General features: G+C 67.2%; 13 protein-coding genes. All 13 read right to left on the bottom strand.

Annotated features, from left to right (window positions below):
- Nucleotides 1-140: 140 nt before the first annotated feature.
- Complete coding sequence (tesB, locus tag AAFU51_03320) at nucleotides 141-1,043, bottom strand: acyl-CoA thioesterase II (GenBank protein MEO1570277.1); 903 nt, start codon at nucleotides 1,041-1,043, stop codon at nucleotides 141-143.
- Between the two features lie 146 nt (nucleotides 1,044-1,189).
- Nucleotides 1,190-1,648, bottom strand: coding sequence for a RimK/LysX family protein (locus tag AAFU51_03325; GenBank protein ID MEO1570278.1), 459 nt, complete (start codon nucleotides 1,646-1,648; stop codon nucleotides 1,190-1,192).
- 639 nt (nucleotides 1,649-2,287) lie between these two features.
- On the bottom strand, nucleotides 2,288-3,304 hold the full coding sequence (locus tag AAFU51_03330) for an aspartate carbamoyltransferase catalytic subunit (protein ID MEO1570279.1): 1,017 nt from the start codon (nucleotides 3,302-3,304) through the stop codon (nucleotides 2,288-2,290).
- 16 nt (nucleotides 3,305-3,320) lie between these two features.
- Entirely contained in the window at nucleotides 3,321-3,926 is a 606-nt protein-coding gene (gene pyrR, locus AAFU51_03335) for a bifunctional pyr operon transcriptional regulator/uracil phosphoribosyltransferase PyrR (protein MEO1570280.1), read from the bottom strand.
- Nucleotides 3,927-4,036: 110 nt separating this feature from the next.
- Nucleotides 4,037-5,677 (bottom strand): hypothetical protein, encoded by a 1,641-nt coding sequence (locus AAFU51_03340; protein MEO1570281.1) that lies wholly within the window; start codon nucleotides 5,675-5,677, stop codon nucleotides 4,037-4,039.
- A gap of 20 nt (nucleotides 5,678-5,697) precedes the next feature.
- Nucleotides 5,698-7,023 carry an ATP-binding protein gene (locus tag AAFU51_03345; GenBank protein ID MEO1570282.1) on the bottom strand — a complete coding sequence of 442 codons (1,326 nt, stop codon included), beginning with the start codon at nucleotides 7,021-7,023 and terminating at the stop codon, nucleotides 5,698-5,700.
- Between the two features lie 63 nt (nucleotides 7,024-7,086).
- Nucleotides 7,087-8,058, bottom strand: coding sequence for a proline iminopeptidase-family hydrolase (locus AAFU51_03350; GenBank protein ID MEO1570283.1), 972 nt, complete (start codon nucleotides 8,056-8,058; stop codon nucleotides 7,087-7,089).
- A gap of 91 nt (nucleotides 8,059-8,149) precedes the next feature.
- Nucleotides 8,150-9,529 (bottom strand): RagB/SusD family nutrient uptake outer membrane protein, encoded by a 1,380-nt coding sequence (locus AAFU51_03355; protein MEO1570284.1) that lies wholly within the window; start codon nucleotides 9,527-9,529, stop codon nucleotides 8,150-8,152.
- 63 nt (nucleotides 9,530-9,592) lie between these two features.
- Nucleotides 9,593-12,643, bottom strand: a complete 3,051-nt coding sequence (locus AAFU51_03360) for a SusC/RagA family TonB-linked outer membrane protein (protein ID MEO1570285.1) — start codon at nucleotides 12,641-12,643, stop codon at nucleotides 9,593-9,595.
- Nucleotides 12,644-13,026: 383 nt separating this feature from the next.
- Entirely contained in the window at nucleotides 13,027-14,391 is a 1,365-nt protein-coding gene (ftsZ, locus tag AAFU51_03365) for a cell division protein FtsZ (GenBank protein ID MEO1570286.1), read from the bottom strand.
- A gap of 141 nt (nucleotides 14,392-14,532) precedes the next feature.
- Nucleotides 14,533-15,792: a cell division protein FtsA gene (ftsA, locus tag AAFU51_03370; protein MEO1570287.1), complete on the bottom strand. Its 1,260-nt coding sequence runs from the start codon at nucleotides 15,790-15,792 to the stop codon at nucleotides 14,533-14,535.
- Between the two features lie 39 nt (nucleotides 15,793-15,831).
- The gene (locus AAFU51_03375) at nucleotides 15,832-16,656 is read right to left on the bottom strand and encodes an FtsQ-type POTRA domain-containing protein (GenBank protein ID MEO1570288.1); all 825 of its coding nucleotides are present in this window, start codon (nucleotides 16,654-16,656) and stop codon (nucleotides 15,832-15,834) included.
- Complete coding sequence (gene murC / locus AAFU51_03380; protein MEO1570289.1) at nucleotides 16,649-18,049, bottom strand: UDP-N-acetylmuramate--L-alanine ligase; 1,401 nt, start codon at nucleotides 18,047-18,049, stop codon at nucleotides 16,649-16,651. The genes AAFU51_03375 and murC overlap by 8 nt, the downstream gene beginning before the upstream one ends.
- Nucleotides 18,050-18,163 lie beyond the last annotated feature (114 nt).

Consider the following 18,163-nt stretch of genomic DNA (forward strand, 5'->3'; position numbering starts at 1 on the left):
AGATGCAACACGGTAGGCAGGGGGAACCAAGAGGAGCAAGTTCTCAATGTCGGATAACGGTTATCGGACGCCGGTGCGGACGCACCGTTCCCTACGTGCAACGTCGATCGTGCCGGTGCCACTTGTGCTGTCACCCCCGATCACTTCACGCCGACGCGCACATTCTTGCCAGGACGCTGCCGCAGCAGCCCCTCCTGCGCCACCGACGCTACGAGTCGCCCGTCCTGCGTGTAGATCTGGCCGAGCGCGAGGCCCCGCGCGCCTGCCGCCGACGGACTTTCGACGTGGTACAAGAGCCACTCGTCGACACGGAATGGGCGGTGGAACCAGAGCGCGTGGTCGAGGCTGGCCGCCTGGAGGTTGGGGTCGAAGAACGTCAGCGCGTGCGGACGGATCGCCGACCCGAGCAGGTTGTGGTCGGAGACGTAGGCCAGGACAGCCTGCTGCGCGAGCAATGCCTCGGGACCCTCCGCGTCGGTGACCGTGCCCGTCGTGCGAAACCAGATGTCGTGGACCGGCGGGCTCGCCTCGGGCGCGAATGGCTCGTGGTAGTTGACCGGCCGGAACTCGAACGGGCGCGGCTGGAGGTAGACATCGCGCACCGACGCCGGAAGACGATCCGCCCGCCTAGTGAGCAGTTCGAGCTCCGTCGGGAGGCCGTCGGGGCCGGGCACGTCCGGCACCGTGTCCTGGTGCTCGATGCCGTCCTCGACGCGCTGGAACGACGCCGACATGTTGAAGATGGGCCGCCCGTGCTGGATGGCCACCACGCGCCGCGTCGTGAACGAGCCACCGTCGCGGATGCGGTCCACCTCATACACGATGGGCGCCTTCACGTCGCCGGCCAGGATGAAGTAGGCGTGCAGCGAGTGGCACGGCCGGTCCTCGGGCACGGTGCGGCTGGCGGCCACGAGCGCCTGCGCGAGCACCTGCCCGCCGAAGACACGGTTCCAGCCAAGGAAGCGGTTCTGCCCCCGGAAGATGTTCACCTCGATGGGTTCGAGGTCGAGGAGTTCGAGGAAGTCGGCGAGCGCAGCGGACATGGCGGGACGTGCGAAGTGCGAAGTGCGAAGTGCGAAGTGCGAAGTGCGAAGTGCGAAGTGCGAAAAGGTGCGGGCCACGTAGCGACGCGTCAACCCCGCAGGTTGGATCTACCCGGCTCTTCGTCTCCCCGGATCACCGATTCGCCTCAGCCATAGAGCGCCTGCGCGTCCGGCACGCGACCCTGGAGGAACGACGCAGCGGGGTCTACGAGCACGCGGCTTTCGAGCGATGCACGGCCGACGAGCATCCGGAAGCGCATCGTGCGACGGTCGGTGAGCGTGACAAGGATGGGCCACGACGGCGCATCCACCTGCGGACCCAATCTCAGCGTCGTCTCGATAGCGAGGCGCGTCTCGCTCTGCCCGTTGGACGACGTGACCGCGTGCTCGTCAACCACGGCCGCTTCGCATGCGACGACCACGCGCTCGTTCGCCCGCAGCGGGTGCACGTTGAAGCGCACCCACGGCGCTCCGGCATCGGTGAAGCGCTCCAGGTCAAACGCATGCAGCACCGCAAACTCGGCCCCGGTGTCCACCTTCGCCTCGACCCCGAGCAGCCCCAGGTCCGGCAGCGCCACCCACTCGCGCCAGCCGACAGTCAGCATAGAAGAACGTTGTGAGTACTCCACGTGGTTAGTACACGATTGTGACGGACTGGTCGTCTGTGTTGAAAACCAGTATCCGAGATTCTGGCCTCGTGACTATGACAGCCGTCTCAAAGTCAACCTGATAAGCATCTCTCACTTCGTGAGCCAGACTGCGCTCGGCAAATGGAAGCCAAGGTGGTCTGTAGAGCACTCTGGCATGCGAGTACTCGTTCGTAAACGCCCACCCTGAGGTTGAAATGCGATAGCGAAACACCTCGTCAATCGACTCCTCAGCGAACACGGTCTCTGCGTGGGGAGCGAGTGTCAACAGGAAACCAACGGGTAGCGAGACCAGCCCCAGAAGTACAAGCGCACCGAGTGCGAGAAGTCCAACCTGCTCAATTCCGCCCCAAAGCCAGTGCACCCCCGCTGACAGGGCTGCCACAGAGATAAACCAAAGTACCGGAAGAGCCGCCAGGTCGACCGCTGTGCCCGCGAAGCTCCACCCGCATGCACGGAGCACCCACGCCGCGCTCGCCAGTCCTGTAAGGCTGAGACATGCCCACTGCAAATACGGTGAGCGCAGCCAATTCGCGCAGAGGCACGATGCAGCCGTTGCAACGATCCAGAAGCCGTTCCAGATAAGCGCTGCCTCCATCACTCACGGGCACCTGGCGCCAGTAGAAACAGCACCGCCATGCGCACGGCGACACCGTTCGTGACCTGGTCGAGGATGACGGCGCGCTCGTGGTCGACGACCTCCGTCGCGAGTTCGACGCCGCGGTTCACCGGGCCGGGGTGCATCACGACGAGGTCGGGGTGCCGATCGAGGTGGTGGAGGCCGATGCCGTAGCGCGCGTGGTACTCGCGGAGGCTCGGGAACAGCCCGCCCGCCTGCCGTTCGAGCTGGATGCGGAGCGCCATCGCCACGTCGCAGCCGTCGAGCGCCTCGTCAAGGCGGTCGGTGACGCGGACGCCGAGCGTCTCCGCCTCGACGGGCAGCATCGTGCGTGGGCCGCAGAACGTGACCTCGGCCCCAAGCTTGGTGAGCGCGTAGGCGTTCGAGCGCGCCACGCGGCTGTGCGCCACGTCGCCGAGGATCGAGACGCGCAGGCCCGAGAAGTCGCCGCGCGCGAGGCGGTTGGTCCCGTCGGCGTCGAGGAACTTGGGGAGGTCGAGATCGGCGATGGTGTAGGCGTCGAGGAGGGCCTGCGTGGGGTGCTCGTGCGCGCCGTCGCCCGCGTTCACCACGGCCGAGTCGATGCAGCGGGTGAGGAAATGCGGCGCGCCGGCCGACTTATGCCGGATCACGACGAGGTCGATCTTCATCGCCTCGATGTTGCGCGCGGTGTCCTTGAGGGTCTCGCCCTTCGACACGGACGAGCCCGACGCCGAGAAGTTGACCGTGTCGGCCGAGAGCCGCTTCTCGGCGAGCTCAAAGGAGATCCGCGTGCGCGTCGACGGCTCGAAGAAGAGGTTCACGACCGTCACGCCGCGCAGGCTCGGCACGCGCTTGATCGGGCGGTCGAGGACGCTGCGGAACTCGCGCGCGGTGCGGAGCAGGAGCCGGATCTCGGCGGCGGAGTAGGTCTCCAGCCCGAGCAGGTGGCGATGCTGGAGATGTTGGATTTCCGATATCGGATTTCCGATTGGAGAAGCAGACGGGTTGGGCATAGCCAATCGATAATCGTCAATCGTCAATCTTCGTTCGTTCGACGAGCCACACGCCGTCCACGCCGTCGGTCTCGGTGAGGCGGACGCGGACCTCCTCGCCGGGGGTCGTCGGGACGGTGCGGCCCACGAAGTCGGGGCGGATGGGCAGCTCGCGCAGGCCGCGGTCGATCATGCAGAGCACGCGCACCGAGGCAGGCCGCCCGAGGTCCATCAGCGCGTCGAGCGCGGCGCGCGTGGTGCGGCCCGTGTAGACGACATCGTCCACGAGGACGAGGCGGCGGTCGTAGACGTCGAACGGGATATCCGTCGGCTGGACGACCGGCTGGCGGAGACGGCGGCGGAAGTCGTCGCGGTAGAGCGTCGCGTCGAGCTTGCCGAAGGGCAGCGTGAGCCCCTCGAAGGCCTCGATCTTGGCGCGGAGGCGCGCAGCGAGGAAGACGCCGCGCGTCTGCATGCCCACGAGCGCGAGGCGGTCGCCCGGCTCTGCGTCGTCGTCGAGGTGCTCCACGATCTGCCGCGCGAGGCGGTTGAGCGTGCGGTCGAGGTCGTCCGCGTCCATGAGGTGCGCCTTGACGCGGTCCCCTGGGGACAGTGTGAGGTCCGTCGAAGTAGGGCGATCCATAGAAAGCGACAGGGCGGTGAACCAACGGACGGGCAGCGGCGACAAGCTACGCACCGAGGATCCGTTGAGACGCCGCCCCGGCGTTTGTGGATGGGCATCAGACGCCGCGCTCAGCTCCGTGTGACGAGGTGCCAGAGGAAGCGCAACTCTGGGCGCGTGGCGGCGGCGATGAAGCCAAGCGTGAGGATGCCCAACGCAAACGGCACGGCGAACCCGAGGCCAAGTGCGCGTCCAAGCGACACCCGTGCTACCCCACCGAGGTCGACCAGCGCGCGGAGCTGCCCGACGAGCTCCGCCACGGCCCACAGCCCGAGCAGCCCGAGCGCCCACACGGCCAGGCTCAGGCTGGGCGGCTGCGATGCAAGCACCATCGCCGCGAAGAGCAGCACCAGCACGGGCCAACGTGCCCACACCGTCAGCGTGAGGGCCTGCGCGGGCAGCAGCCGGTTGGCGCGGGCAAGTACGGCCATCAGCACGACGTTGAACAGCTGCGCTAGCGCGTAGAGGCTCGCCAGGACGATCACGAGCAGCATCGACTGCTGGAGCAGCGTGTTGAGCCCGCGCAGCACGTTAGGCGGCAGCCCAGCCACGAGCAGCCCAAGCACGTCGGTCTGGCCGAGCGTCCGCAGCGCGATCGCCCAGATCACGCCGACGCCGAGCGCGAGCACGCCCGCCATCGCCGCCGTCGGCCAGCCCTCGACGCCGCGCGAGCGGCGGACGGCATCCTGGTACATCGACGGGCGGGCGACGTGCTCCGTGGCGAGCACCTGGAAGGTCGGCGTAAGCCAGTAGAGGTAGGCGAGCGCCAATACGAGCAGCCAGCCGACCATCACGAGGAGCGAGGGACGCTGTCCAGCCGGGGTCACGCCCGCATCGATGGCGAAGAGCGTCTGCTGCCCCGTGAAGAGACCGCGTGCCACGTCCAGGGCCGGGCGCGGCTGACCGTCGCCGTCGTGCAGGCCGTATTCGGTCGCGCTGACGCTGGTGGCGAGGAGCGCTCCCTCCTGCCCAGAGTCGCGCCAGCGGTAGGCGAGCAGCACCCACGGCGCGGCATCGAGCGCGGCGCGGAGGTGGGTTTCGAGCTCGCGCGCCTGCGCCTCAGCGGAGGCGGGCACGGCATGACCGCCGTCGCGCCCCGGACGCACCGCAGCCCCGGCAGCCAGTCCGACCGGCACGTCCGACCGGGCTCGCCAGCGCCCCATCAACGCGGCGGGGTCGGCGTCCAAGACGTCGAAGAGGACCGCGTCCACCTCGTCGGCGCACACATCGTCCTCGACGAAGCGCGAGACGTAGTAGGTCGTCGCGCCGGGTGGCCCAGTCTCACGCACGAGGCGTTGGAGCCGCGCGAAGTAGACGCACGCGGCCGGGTCGCTTGTGTCGCTGCTGGTGGCGAGCCCGAAGTGCCGCGCCGACGGGTGCGCCGCGCTCCGAGCAAGCGCATCGGCGAGGGTGCGTTCTGCAAAGGCGAGGGTGTCGCGCAACCGCACCGCAGGCAGCGTGCGGATCGGGAGGTCCTGGTAGAGCACGAGACCCCGACGGGACGCCGCGGCCAGCACGAACTCCCGCTCGACCACGCCGGTGCGAACCACCCGCACGCCCGCCTCCGCCATCGCCGCGAGGTCGTCGAGCGCCTGCGTCGAGTCGGCGGGTACGTCCCACACGACGCCCACGGGCACCGACGGCTGCGCCGTGGCGCACAGCGGCACGACAAGCAGCGAGACAAGAACGAGCAAAGGGGGGGGCCAGCGCATGCCGAAAGCTACGTCGCCACTCACCCCGCTTCTGCCGAGTCGAGTGCGTCGGTCGGCAGCTTGAGCACGAAGGTCGCCCCGCCGCCCGGCGTCGGCTCTACGTCCAGCGCACCGCCGTGGCCCTGCGTCACGATGTCGTAGCTCAGGCTCAGCCCCAGCCCGATGCCCTGACCGGCAGGCTTGGTGGTAAAGAACGGCTCGAACACCTTCGCGTGCAGACCGTCCGACACGCCAGGCCCGTTGTCGCTCACCCGCACCTCGACGCGGCCCGCGCTGCGCTGGGTCGTCACCGTCACGCGGGCATGGGCATCGGGCGCTACCCTCTCGGCGAGCGCGTCGGTATCTGCGAGCGCGTCGAAGGCGTTGCCGAGCAGGTTGAGCAGCACGCGCCCGATCTCCTGCGGGGCCAGGTCCACCGTTCCCACCTCCGCATCGAAGTCGCGGACGATCTCGACGCCAAAGCCTGGGTCGCGGGCACGCGCCCCGTGCCACGCCAGGTCGATGTGCTGATCCACGAGCGCGTTGAGATCGACCGGCTGGCGGGCGCTCTCGCCCGTGCGCGCGTGGTCGAGCATCGCCCGGACGATGCCGTCGGCGCGGCGCGCGTGCGCCTCGATGCGCTCGGCGTGCACGCGGAGGTCGGCCTGCAGCGCCTCGACCTCTTCGGGGTCGTCCTCCGCCTCCAGGTCGTCGAGCAGTTCGCGTGAGAGCGCTGCGAAGTTGGTGACGAAGTTGAGCGGGTTCTTGATCTCGTGCGCGACGCCCGCCGTGAGCATGCCTAGCGACGCCATCTTCTCCTGCTGCACGAGCCGCGCCTGCGCCGCCTTTAGGTCCGCGAGCGACTGGTTCAACTCCGCCGTCCGCCGCTCGACGAGCAGTTCGAGGTCGCGGTTGCGCCGTTCGAGCGCGCTCGCGAGCGTCGCCCCTGGATCGAGGATGGGGTCTTCCACCGAGAAGTGCGAGTGCGCCAGCCGCCAGCGCCCGTCGAGTTGTTCCAGGACAAACGTGTAGCGTGGCTCGATGGTGTGCTCCTCCGGCTCCGCATGAATGACCACGCGCAGCTGCCCGGTCACGATAGCGAGGTCGTCTCGCACCCGCCGCACATCGACCCAGACCTCGTCGTAGGTGGTCGCATACGGCATCTGCGCTTGCTCGATGCGGATGCTCTCGACGAAGGACGACGGATCGGTGTAGAAGTCTTCAGGGCCACTCCCCAGGCCCGCAAAGTGCGGCGCGAGGAGGGTGTACAGCCGGTCCAGCGCCTCAGGCTCCTCTGCGCTGAGCGTCTGAAAAATGTCGACTACGGCCTCCACGACCTCGGCGTCGCGCTCAGCGTCATAGAGCATGGCAGGAAAACACGGCGGACGATCGAGGGCGGTGTGGTCCCCATGATAAACCGTTGAGGCGTATCACTCCGCGTCAAACGCGCCCGCATCTACGTCCGTCAGAAAGGCGATGAGCCCCGCGAAGTAGCGCTCCATGTCGTCATACTGCGCGAGGTGGCTGCCGTCGGGGCAGTGGAGGTGGCGCCCGCGCTGCACCTGCGTCGCCATCCACGCCATGTGCTCGGGGTCCATCGTGTCGTGCGCGGCGCCGATGGTGAGCGTCGGGATGGCGAGTTGCGCGAGGTCGGCCGTCCGGTCCCACGACTCCAGCTTGCCGATGACGCCGAACTCGCTCGGTCCCTGCATCGGCACATAGACGGCCGGGTTGAGGTGGTTGAGCGAGCGCAGGACCGGCTCGGGCCAGTCCTCTGGCGGCATCCGCAGCACGTGCTCGGGATAGTAGTGCGTCATCAGGAGCGCCTCGTAGCGCGGGTCCTCGTAGTCACTGGCGTCTTCGAGCGCGCGCACCTCGGCGAGCACGTCGGGCGGGAGTTGCGGCCCGAGCACCTCGGCGGCGTAGCGGTTGTAGGCCGGGATGCTCGCCATCATGTTCGAGACGATGAGGCCCTTGAGGTGCTGCTGGTAGGCTAGCGCGTACTCCAGGGCGAGCAGGCCGCCCCACGACTGCCCGTAGAGGAAGAAGTTGTCCCGCGTCAGCCCGAGCGCCTGGCGGACCTGCTCCACCTCCTCGACGAAGCGCGCCGTCTCCCAGAGGCGGTCGTCGTCGGGCTGGTCGCTGTAGTGCGAGCCGAGTTGGTCGTAGTAGTAGAACTCGATGCCGGCCGCTGGGAAGAAGCTGTCGAAGACCTCGTAGAGTTCGTGGGTCATGCCGGGGCCGCCATGGAGCAGCAGCACCTTGATGCGCGGGTTGTTGCCGACGCGCTTGGTCCACACGCGGAAGGTGCCATGCGGCGTGGTGACGGGGAGCATCCGGACGCCGCCGGTCAGGATGTCGGTACGGTCGGTTCGGTCGAAATAGGTAGCGAGGCGATCCATGGCGCGGGTGAGGTCAGGGGGGCGGGTAGCAAAAGCCCCACCGCCGGCGTGCGACGATGGGGCTGAAGGGACAGGCTAGGACAGAACGAGCCTAGCTGCCCACGTTCTCCGTAGCCGGGATGGGGAAGCGGTCCCACACGTCGTCAGCCTCGATGACGTTGCCATCCCTATCGGTCCGCTCTTGGCGGTCGATCGGTAGCGTACTGAGGCGGTCGTAGCGCCGAGTGTCCACCCAGCGATGGCCTTCTCCGTAAAGCTCGTAGCGCCGTTGACGGAGCATCTCGTCAACGACCGCGCTCTGCTCGCTAGCTCCGCTGTAGTCAGCGAGACCCGCTGCGTTTCGGATCGTGTTGAGGTCGGCAATGGCCCCGGCGAGGTCGCCGGTCTGCGCGCGTGCCTCGGCGCGGAGCAGCACCAGCTCAGCGTTGCGCGTGACCGGGACCCCGTCCGTGACGGACTTGTACCGGAAAAAGCTGAACTGGGAAGCTAGTTCGTCGAACGAGGATACCGTAGGCTCTCCATCGTCGCCGAGCCGCTGCTCTACTTTGTCAATGCGCGTATCCCCCTCTTCAATCTCGTTGGCGTAGCTCGGGTGGGCTAGGATGGCGTCGCCGACCGCGTTAGTGGGCGGAAAGAAGACCGGGTTGGTCAAGTCACCGCCCCCCGTGGAGAAGAGGTGGGCCACACCCGACCCAAGGTCAGCGGCCCCGATCCCGTCCACGTCAAACGCGTCCGCGAGAAGTGTGAGCACCTGCGAGAAGTCACCTCGATAGGCTGCTACTCGGGCGGCAATCGCCCGGTTCATGTAGGTAATGTCTACCGTCGTGCCGAAGAAGGACGCGCTTCCCTCCAGATCGCCAAGCCCCTCGTCGAGCAACGCCGCGATCTGCGCGAGCGAGGCATCGTAGCTCTCGACCGGCCCAGCGACTTCCTCTCTAACACCGATGAACCGAAGACCGTTCTCGAACGTCAGGTTGAGGTTGAGCAGATACTGGTAGGCTTTCCAGGTCTTCGCGTAGCCCCGGGCATAGCTGGCCTCCTCAGCGGCGAGGCGGTCCACCGCGTTTTCGAGCGCGGCGTTGGACTCCACGAGCTGGAGCAAAATGTTGGCATTGCGAACGACCCGATACCTCGCATTCCAGGGCCGCGTTATGTAGAACGTATTGTCGTCCAGCACCGACGTGCCTCGGCCAAGCAGATCCCCCGTGAAGCGGGGCTCTGCGTTGCTAGTCCGCCAGTACTCCCGGCCGATCACGCCCACATCGATGAGGTAGAGGTCGAGGTCAACCCGCGAGGCAGCTTCGACGCCGAGGGCGACGGCCGAGAGGTTTTCGATGGAGGGGTCAGCGAGAATGTCTTCGAGGGCAGGGCCGTTGGGGCTCGACTCGTCGTCGACGGTGAAGAGGTCGCAGCCTGCCAGGCTCCCCACGAGGAGAAGTAGCGCTGCGGCGCGTAGGGTTAAGATCTTCATGTTTTTAAGTGCGATGGCGTTCGGTACAAGAGTCAAGGAGCGTCCTTCCATAGTGGGCTGGCGTTAGAGGCCGAAGCTGATGTGGAAGAGGAAGCTCCGGGACGAGGGGAACGGAGTCACCTCGACGCCTGTCGCCACGGGCTGCGTGCCAAAGTTGTTCACCTCGGGATCGTAGCTCTTGTAGGGGGTGAAGACGAACGCGTTGTTTGCCGAGACGCCTACACTCAGGCCACGCACCTGCGGCAAGTAGCGCCCAACGGCCTCGTCAGGAATCGTGTAGTAGAGCCCGATCTCGCGGATCTTGAGGTAGGATGCGTCCTGCACGAACTGCCGGGCCGAGACGCCAAGTTGGGAGAGCCGCTCCCCAGCACTCTCGTCAAAGTCGGGGCTGGTGCCGCCGAGGTCCGTGAGCAGTTCCGAGAGGTTGAGGTTGTCTCCACCCTTCTTCCAGTGCGCGAAGATGGTCAGGCGCAGATTTTTGTAGAGCGTGATATCGTTGAGGAACGACATCTGGAAATCCGGGGCCGCATCACCGAGCACGAACACGCCGTCCGAGGTACCATCGCCGTCGATGTCATCGATGCCGATGATCTGCGTGGGGCTCTGGCCCTCTTCGATCTGGATCGAGCCAAGGGTGTTGCCGAAGCCACCACCGAGGGCTCGGAAGGAGGGCACGGTCAACTCCGTCACTTCTGCTTCGTTGGTCCAGAAGTTGGTGCGCGTCACCCAGCGTACCGCACGGGTGTTGACTGGGATCAGGCTCAGCCCGATCTCGAAACCGGTGTTGGTCAGCTGTCCGCCGTTGAGCGTCTCCAGGGTGAAGCCCGAGGACGGCTCGACCTCGCGGGTGAGCAGGAGGTCGTCGATCACCTTGCGGTAGACGGTGAACTCGAGATTGGCGCGACCGTCGAAGCCCGACACGTCGAAGCCCCCTTCGATCTCTGTGGCGCGCTCAGGCTCCACGTCGGGGAAACCGCGCTGACCACCGATGATGATGCCCAGGCCACCGCCAACCGCGATTGGGTTGAAGATGGTGAACTTGGAGCCGAAGGCCGCGGTATTGCCCGTTTGGCCGAACGCCGCGCGAAGCTTCACCTGATCGAGCAAGTCGACGTTCCAGAACGGAAACTCGGCGAGGTTCGCCGCGAGCGAGGCTTTCGGGTAGAAGTAGATCTCGTCCACGTCGCCGTTGAGCGACGAGCGCTCGGCACGGAAGCCGAGCGTAGCCACGACTCGATCAGCGTAGTTCACTTCCTCTTGGACGAAGAACGCCCGGTCATCCTGGACGAGCCGCTGCTGGTTGGTCTGGAGCGAGGCTGCCAGGTCCACGTTGAACTGGTCCGGCACGAGGCCAGCCCCCACGCTCGTAACGATGTCCTGGTCCTGCGTGAACGCGGTAAAGCCCGCCTGTGTGGTAAAGAACACGTTCGGCTCCGGCAGCGAGAGCGTGTGGACGAGCGCGCCGCGAATGTTGGCGTTGAGGTTGTTGGTACGACCCTGGATGCTCTGACCGGGCAGACCCGCTCCCTCATAGAATTGGAGCTCTTCGGGGAAGCGGGCGTCCTGATCAAGGTTGAAGAAGTCCGCGCCGCCCTCCAGGATAGCCTGGAGCCCCTGCGTGTTCTGCTGGAAGACGTTGTAGGTGACCCGCCCGGAGGCGATCACGCGGTTGGTGGTCTCCTCGATGGACGCGAGGTCGCGCACCTGGAACGGGTTGGAGGTGTTGAACGGGTGGTCCGGGTAAGTGCCGTCCTCGTTCGGTAGGATATCGATGAAGCTCGGCGTAGCTGTCAGCGAGACGCCGAAGGTCGTGCCCGAGTTGTCGTTGCCCGTGAGACCGCGCAGGGCCGTCGAGCGGACGTAGTTGGCCGTCACGTCGGCAGAGAACTTGCTCGAAAAGCGGTGCGTGATGTTGACGCGTGCCGACTGCTTTTCGTAGCCCGTGTTCTCGATGATGCCTTCGTCGTCCTTGATGAGGCCCGAGACGAAGAACTGCGTGCGGTCGTTGCCACCCGAGGCCGAGAGGGAGGTCGTCGAGAGTAGCCCCGCGTTGCCGTAGAACTCGTCTTCGTAGTCGATGAAGGACCCGCCTGTCCGGTTGAAGAGGTCGCGGATAGCCTGCTGCCCAGCCTGGAACTCGGCGATCTCTGCTGGGGTGGCGTCATCGCGCGGGGCGGACGGGCCATACTGTGCGACGGCCGTCTCTTCCGTGAAGCGCCGCGTGCCCACCTTGTTCACGATGGTGGTAAAGCCCAGCGACTGGCGGACGCTGAACTGGACGCCGCCGCCTGCATTGCCGCGCTTGGTCTGGATGATGACCACCCCGTTGGAGGCACGCGCCCCATAGATCGCCGCCGCAGACGGCCCCTTGAGGATCTCAATCGACTCGACGTCCTCGGGGTTCAGGTCCGCGATGCGATTGGCGGGCTGGTCCTGGCTTGAGGCGTTGCCGCCCGCTGCCGCCGCCGTGACAGCGTTGACGCCGTTCGAGATCGCGTCGTTGTTGAGGATCACGCCGTCGACAATGAAGAGCGGCTGGCTCTCGCCGTTGATCGTCGTGATGCCGCGCAGCTTGACCGCGATGCCACCGCCGGGTGCGCCGGTGTTCGAAGTAATGACGCCCCCGGTAATCTTCCCGCTGATCGCGCCATCGAGCGTCTGCGGCGTCGAGATCTCGGCGAGTTCGCGCGCGGAGATCGTCTCGACGGAGTTAGCAAGGTTGGAGCGCTTCACCGACGAGGCGAGGCCGCTCACGACGACCTCGTCGATGCCGAGCACGTCTTCCTGGAGACGGATGTCGAGCGTGATGGTCCCCGAGGCCTCGGGAATGCTCACCTCACGCGTACGGTACCCCACGAAGGTGACTTCGAGGAGGCTCGCTGCAGGGGTGAGCTGGAGCTCGTAGCGCCCGTTCACGTCGGTCGTGGTCCCGATCTGGGTGCCGACGATGCGGACGTTGGCGCCGGGCAGCGTCTCGCCGGTCTCGGCGTCGGTGACTTGGCCGCTCACCGTGAGCGGTGTGTCCTGGGCCAATGCCGCAGGGGCGAACGTGGCGGGGGCGAGGAGCGCGACGAGCAAGGCTGTCACGGTCCCCCATCCGTAGCGGTGGATCATGGTTGGGGTCCTGATGATGGGAGTGAGGGTGCCGTCGCGCACCGCGGCAACGCGCCAGAGAGAGGCGAGGGAAGACGTGTCAGTAGAGCGGCGGTGTTTGACGTGCGCGCTCATGTTAAGAAACAGTGATCCCAAAATGCCACACTGGCCCAATTTTGCCCCTATGTCGCTCTTTTACGGACCCGTCCCCGTCCATTCTGCCACTATCGACGCAGGTGCCCGACGACACCGGCCCCCAATGAGCAGGCCCCACCGCCGGAGCAGTGGGGCCTGGGCTGACCCTGGCGAGGTCATCCTTGAGGACTCATATGGGCAAGCTAGCCCGAGGGGATGACAGGGTGTGTCACCCCGTTGTGACGATACCGATTATGATCATGTTGGCATCAGTCCATCATCTTGCGGAGGAACGCCGGGACGTCGGGGTCGTCCTTGCGGATGCGCTCGCGGTCCTGCGGCGCGTCCGTGGCCGGGCGACGGATGGTGACATCGCGGCGCGCATCAACATCCTCGTCGTACTCCCGGCGCAAGAACGCGGGGACATCGTACTGCTTGAGGTTGTGCTCGCCCTTATAGTCGACCGCGGCGGCGTCCTTGCGGCGCGTGCGGCGGATCACGTTGGGTTCGATCAACTCGGGCGCGTCTTCGGGGCGCGGGGCCGTCTCGCGGACCTGGGGCTCACGCGCGGGCGGCACCGGATGCACGTCGACCGGCGGCGCGGCGGGCATCGGAGCGGGGCGCGACACGGGCATCGGGGCAGGCTCCTCGCGGGCGCGGTCGAAGCCGGTGGCGATGACGGTCACGGAGAGCTCGTCGCCCATCGCGTCGTCGATGACGGTGCCGAAGATGACCTCGGCGTCGTCGCCGGCCTCCTGCTGGATGACCTTCGTGGCGTTGGTCGCCTCGCGCATCCCGAGGCTCGCGCCCGCGGTGATGTTCACGAGCACGTTGCGCGCACCGGAGATGGAGATGCCGCCGAGCAACGGGCTCGCGATAGCTTCGCGGGCGGCCCGCTCGGCGCGGCCCTCGCCCGTTGCCACGGCCGATCCCATGAGCGCCGTGCCGCCGTTGCTCATCGTCGTCTTTACGTCGGCGAAGTCGAGGTTGATGAGACCGTGCACGGTGATGAGGTCCGAGATGCCGCGCGTGGCGTTGTAGAGCACGTCGTCGGCCATCCGGAACGCATCGATGAGCGACGTGTCGGGGTCGGCCACGTCGAGCAGCCGCTCGTTCGGGATGATGATGAGCGTGTCGACGTGCTCGCGGAGCAGTTCGAGGCCGATGTGCGCGGTGCGCATACGGCGCTTGCCCTCACAATCAAAGGGCAGCGTGACCACGCCGACGGTGAGGATGCCCATTTCCTTCGCGATCTTCGCCACGATGGGGGCTGCGCCGGTGCCCGTGCCGCCGCCCATACCGGCGGTCACGAAGACCATGTCGCAGCCTTCGAGCGCGGCTTCGATCTCGGTCTGGTTCTCTTTGGCCGCCGCCGCGCCGACCTCCGCGCGCGCACCGGCGCCGAGGCCCTTGGTGCTGTCGCGACCGATCTGGATCTTGGTCGGGGCGGTGTTGGCGTTGAGCGCCTGCGCATCGGTGTTGATGGCAATGAATTCGACGCGGCCGATGCCCTTGTCGAGCATGTTGGAGATGGCGTTGCCGCCGCCGCCGCCGACGCCGATGACGCGGAGTGTCGCCTCGTCGTGCGCCTCCTCGTCAAAGGTGAAGCTGCTGAGGTGGTCTAGGATGTCCATGGTGTGGTACCTCGTGAGTAGGATTGTTTCGCCAGGGTGTGAGGGAGAGAGTCTTGTGGGTGAGGCGGTGCGGCAGTGTCGCGGTGTCGCAGTGGGTTTCGTCCACCGCCACACCGCATCACGGCTTCACCGCCGCACTCCTTACAGTTCGCGGAACCAGTCGCCCATGCGGTTGGCGATGCGTCCGAAGAGCTTGTCGCCGTCGCTCGCGTGACCATCCCCAGAGGGCACGGGCGCGAAGTAGGATTGCTGATCCGCGTTGGTCTTGAGGCCGTAGAGCACGAGGCCGACGGCGGTGGAATACTGCGGGTCGGAGACCTCCTGCACGAGCCCGCCCGCGAGGCCAAGCGGCGTGCCGATGCGCGCCTCCATGTCGAGGATCTCGCTCGCGAGTTCGGCGGTGTGCGGGATGAGCGAGCCGCCGCCCGTGAGCACGACGCCCGAGGAGAGCCGCCGCGGGTAGTGCCGCTTCAGCTCGATGTCGACGATCTCGAGGATCTCTTCGAGGCGCGGCTGGATGATCTGCGCGAGCGTGCTCTTGAGGATCGCCTTGGCCGGACGGCCGCCGATGCCGGGGATCGTGATCTCGTCGTCGAAGTCGACGCGGTCCACGACGGCGACGCCGTGGTCGCGCTTGAGCGCCTCGGCCTGGTCGCGGAGGATGCCGAGGCCCTTGTGGAGGTCGTCGGTGACCTTGTTGCCCGCGATGGCAACGACGGCGGTGTGCCGGATCGTGGTGTCCTCGAACACGGCGATGTCGGTCGTGCCACCGCCGATGTCCACGAGTGCCACGCCGACCTCCTTCTCGTCGTCGTGCAGCACGGCGTAGGACGACGCGAGCGGTTCGAGGACGATGTCAGTGACCTCGTAGCCCGCCTTCTCGATGCAACGGTAGATGTTCTTCGCGGCAGTGACGAGGCCGGAGATGATGTGCACCTTCGCCTCGACGCGCACGCCGGACATGCCGACGGGGTCGATCACGCCGTCCTGGCCGTCCACCACGTACTCCTGCGGGATGACGTGGAGAATCTTGCGATCCGCGGGGATGGAGACGTTGCGGGCGTCGTCGAGCAGCCGGTCGATGTCGGCCTGGGTGATCTCGCCATCGCCCGAGGCCGTCGTGATGATGCTCTTGCCCTGGAAGCTCTGGATGTGGTCGCCTGCGATGCCGACGAGCACGCTGCGGACCTCGACGCCCGCCATGCGCTCGGCGTCCTGCACGGCCTGCTGCACGGCCGCGACGGTCTTGTCGATGTTGACGACGACGCCCCGGTTGAGGCCGTCGGAGGGCGCCCAGCCGACGCCGAGGATGTTGATGCGGTCGTGCGCGTCGGCGCTCGCCACGAGGGCGACCACCTTGGTGGTGCCGATGTCGACGCCGACGACGATGCGTTCGTTCATGGTAGGGAGGGCTGTGGGGCCTGTGCTCCAGCGGGAGGGCTAGTCGCGGTCGGCCTCGCGTGTGATGATCTGGCCGTCGTAGCGGAGGTCTACGCTCCGGAAGACGGTGTGCGGTTGAGTCAGGACGGCCTGCTCCCAGAAGGCGCGGAGCGTCTGGAAGGTGGCTGCGTCGGGTTCCGTGCCGAGGGTCACGGTGAGGGCACCGCTCGCGCCCGTGGGCGGCGTGCGCAGGCGGTAGGTCCCGTCCGCCCGGCGCTCGACCTCGGAGACGAGCGCGTCGGTGGCGGGCGGTAGGGTGGGCAGCGCGGCGAGCAGGCCACGGAGCGCGGCGTCCTCGACGGGCTGCGTCGGGTGGGATTCGGGAAGGCGACCGCGCAGGAGCGGCAGGTCGTAGCGGACAGCTGTCTCGTTCGTCGTAGGGACGAGCGGCATGGCGTAGCCGTGGGCGTCGTAGTAGCGCGCCGGGCGTCCGGCCGCGTCGAGCGCGAGGGCGACGGGGACGCGCTCGGTCACGCGGACAGATAGGGTGCCCGTCGCGCCACGGCGGACGGTCGCTTCGGCGACCCATGGATGACGCGCGGCGCGGTCGGCGAGGATCGCTGGGTCGAGCGCAAAGAGCAGCGTGTCGGAGGCAGGCACGCCGCTGTCGGCGGCGAGGCCGATGAGGCGCAGCACTTCGGCGGGCGCAGCGTGACGGGTCCCCTCGACGGCGACCGTCTCCAGCGGCAGTGTCGCGCGCCAGCGCCAGCCGAGCACCGAGAGCGCTGCCACGACAGCGAGCACGAGCATCGTGACGACACGGCGTACCGCACGACGACGGGCGGCCTGCTTCTGGCGTTGCTGTTTTGTTAGTCGTTTAGCCATCGGCACCCTCCGCCGCAGCGCTTTCGAGATGCTGGAGGTACTGCTCGCCGTAGCGCCACACGTCGCCCGCGCCCATTGTGAGCACGAGGTCGCCCGGCTCGGTGAGGCTTGCGAGGTAGTCGGGCAGGTTCTTCTTATCCTGGACGAAGTGCACCTGGCGATGCCCGTAGCGCCGCGCGAGGTCGGCGAGCGTCTGCCCGGTCACGCCTTCGATGGGCTGCTCGCGCGCGCCGAAGATGTCGGTCAGCACGAGGACGTCGGTGTTGAAGAAGGCGCGGGCGAAATCGTCCTGGAAGTCGCGCGTCCGGGAGTAGAGGTGCGGCTGGAAGACGGTCACGATGCGGTGGCCCGGCCAGCCTCCGGCGACCGCTTCGAGCGTGGCGCGCACCTCGGTCGGGTGGTGGGCGTAGTCGTCCATCACGAGGATGTCGCGAGCCTCGCCCTTCATCTCGAAGCGGCGGCGCACGCCCGCGTAGTTGGCCAGCCCGGCCGCGATCTTGTCGAAGTCGATATCGAGTTCGAGCCCGACGGCGACGGCGGCGAGCGCGTTGCGGACGTTGTGGAGCCCGGCGGCCTTCAGGTGCACCTCGCCGAGGAGGTCGCCGCGATGGACGACGCGGAAGCGGGTCGTGGGGCCGTCCTGCACGACACCCTCGGCGCGAATCGCAGCCTGGCGGCTCGTGCCGTAGGTCACGATCCGGCGCTGGATCTGGTTGAGCACGTCGCTCACGCCCGTGTCGTCAAGGCAGACGATGGCCGCGCCGAAGAACGGAACAGAGTTGGCATACTGCACGAACGCGCCCTGGATGTCGGCCTCGTCGGCGTAGGTATCGAGGTGGTCGATCTCGACGTTGGTGACAACGGCCAGCACCGGCGTAAGGCGCAGGAACGTGCGGTCATACTCGTCGGCCTCGATCACGATCAGGTCGCCCTCACCCGAGACGGCGTTGGACTCGAACGAATCGACCTTGCCGCCGACGATGATCGTCGGGTCGAAGTCGCCCTCGCGCACCACGAGGCCCACCATCGTGGTGGTCGTCGTCTTGCCGTGCGTGCCCGCGATGCCGACGCCGTACTTCATGCGCATCAGCTCGCCCAGCATCTCGGCACGGCGGATGCGCGGGATGCGGCGGCGCTTCGCCTCCACCGTCTCGGGGTTGTCGTCGGCCCTGACCGCGGACGAGTGCACGACCACATCGGCGCCTTCGACGTTCTCCGGCGCATGGCCTTCGTAGATGGTCGCGCCGAGCGACGCGAGCCGCTCCGTGGTGTCGCTCAGGCGGAGGTCGGACCCGCTCACGCGGTAGCCGCGCGCGAGCAGCACCTCGGCGATCGACGACATGCCGATCCCGCCGATGCCGACCATGTGGACGCGGCGGATCGGGCCAAGCATTGCCTGCCGACGCGGGGCCGCTTTTTGAGGCGTCTGACTCATGCGAGCACCTCTTCGGCTGGGGCCGCTCCCCCCGTTCTCGTCGTCTCCCTTCGGTCGCTCCTCGAACTGTCC

This window comes from Bacteroidota bacterium (assembly GCA_039821555.1).
In the GTDB taxonomy this organism is placed as follows: domain Bacteria; phylum Bacteroidota; class Rhodothermia; order Rhodothermales; family Rubricoccaceae; genus JBCBEX01.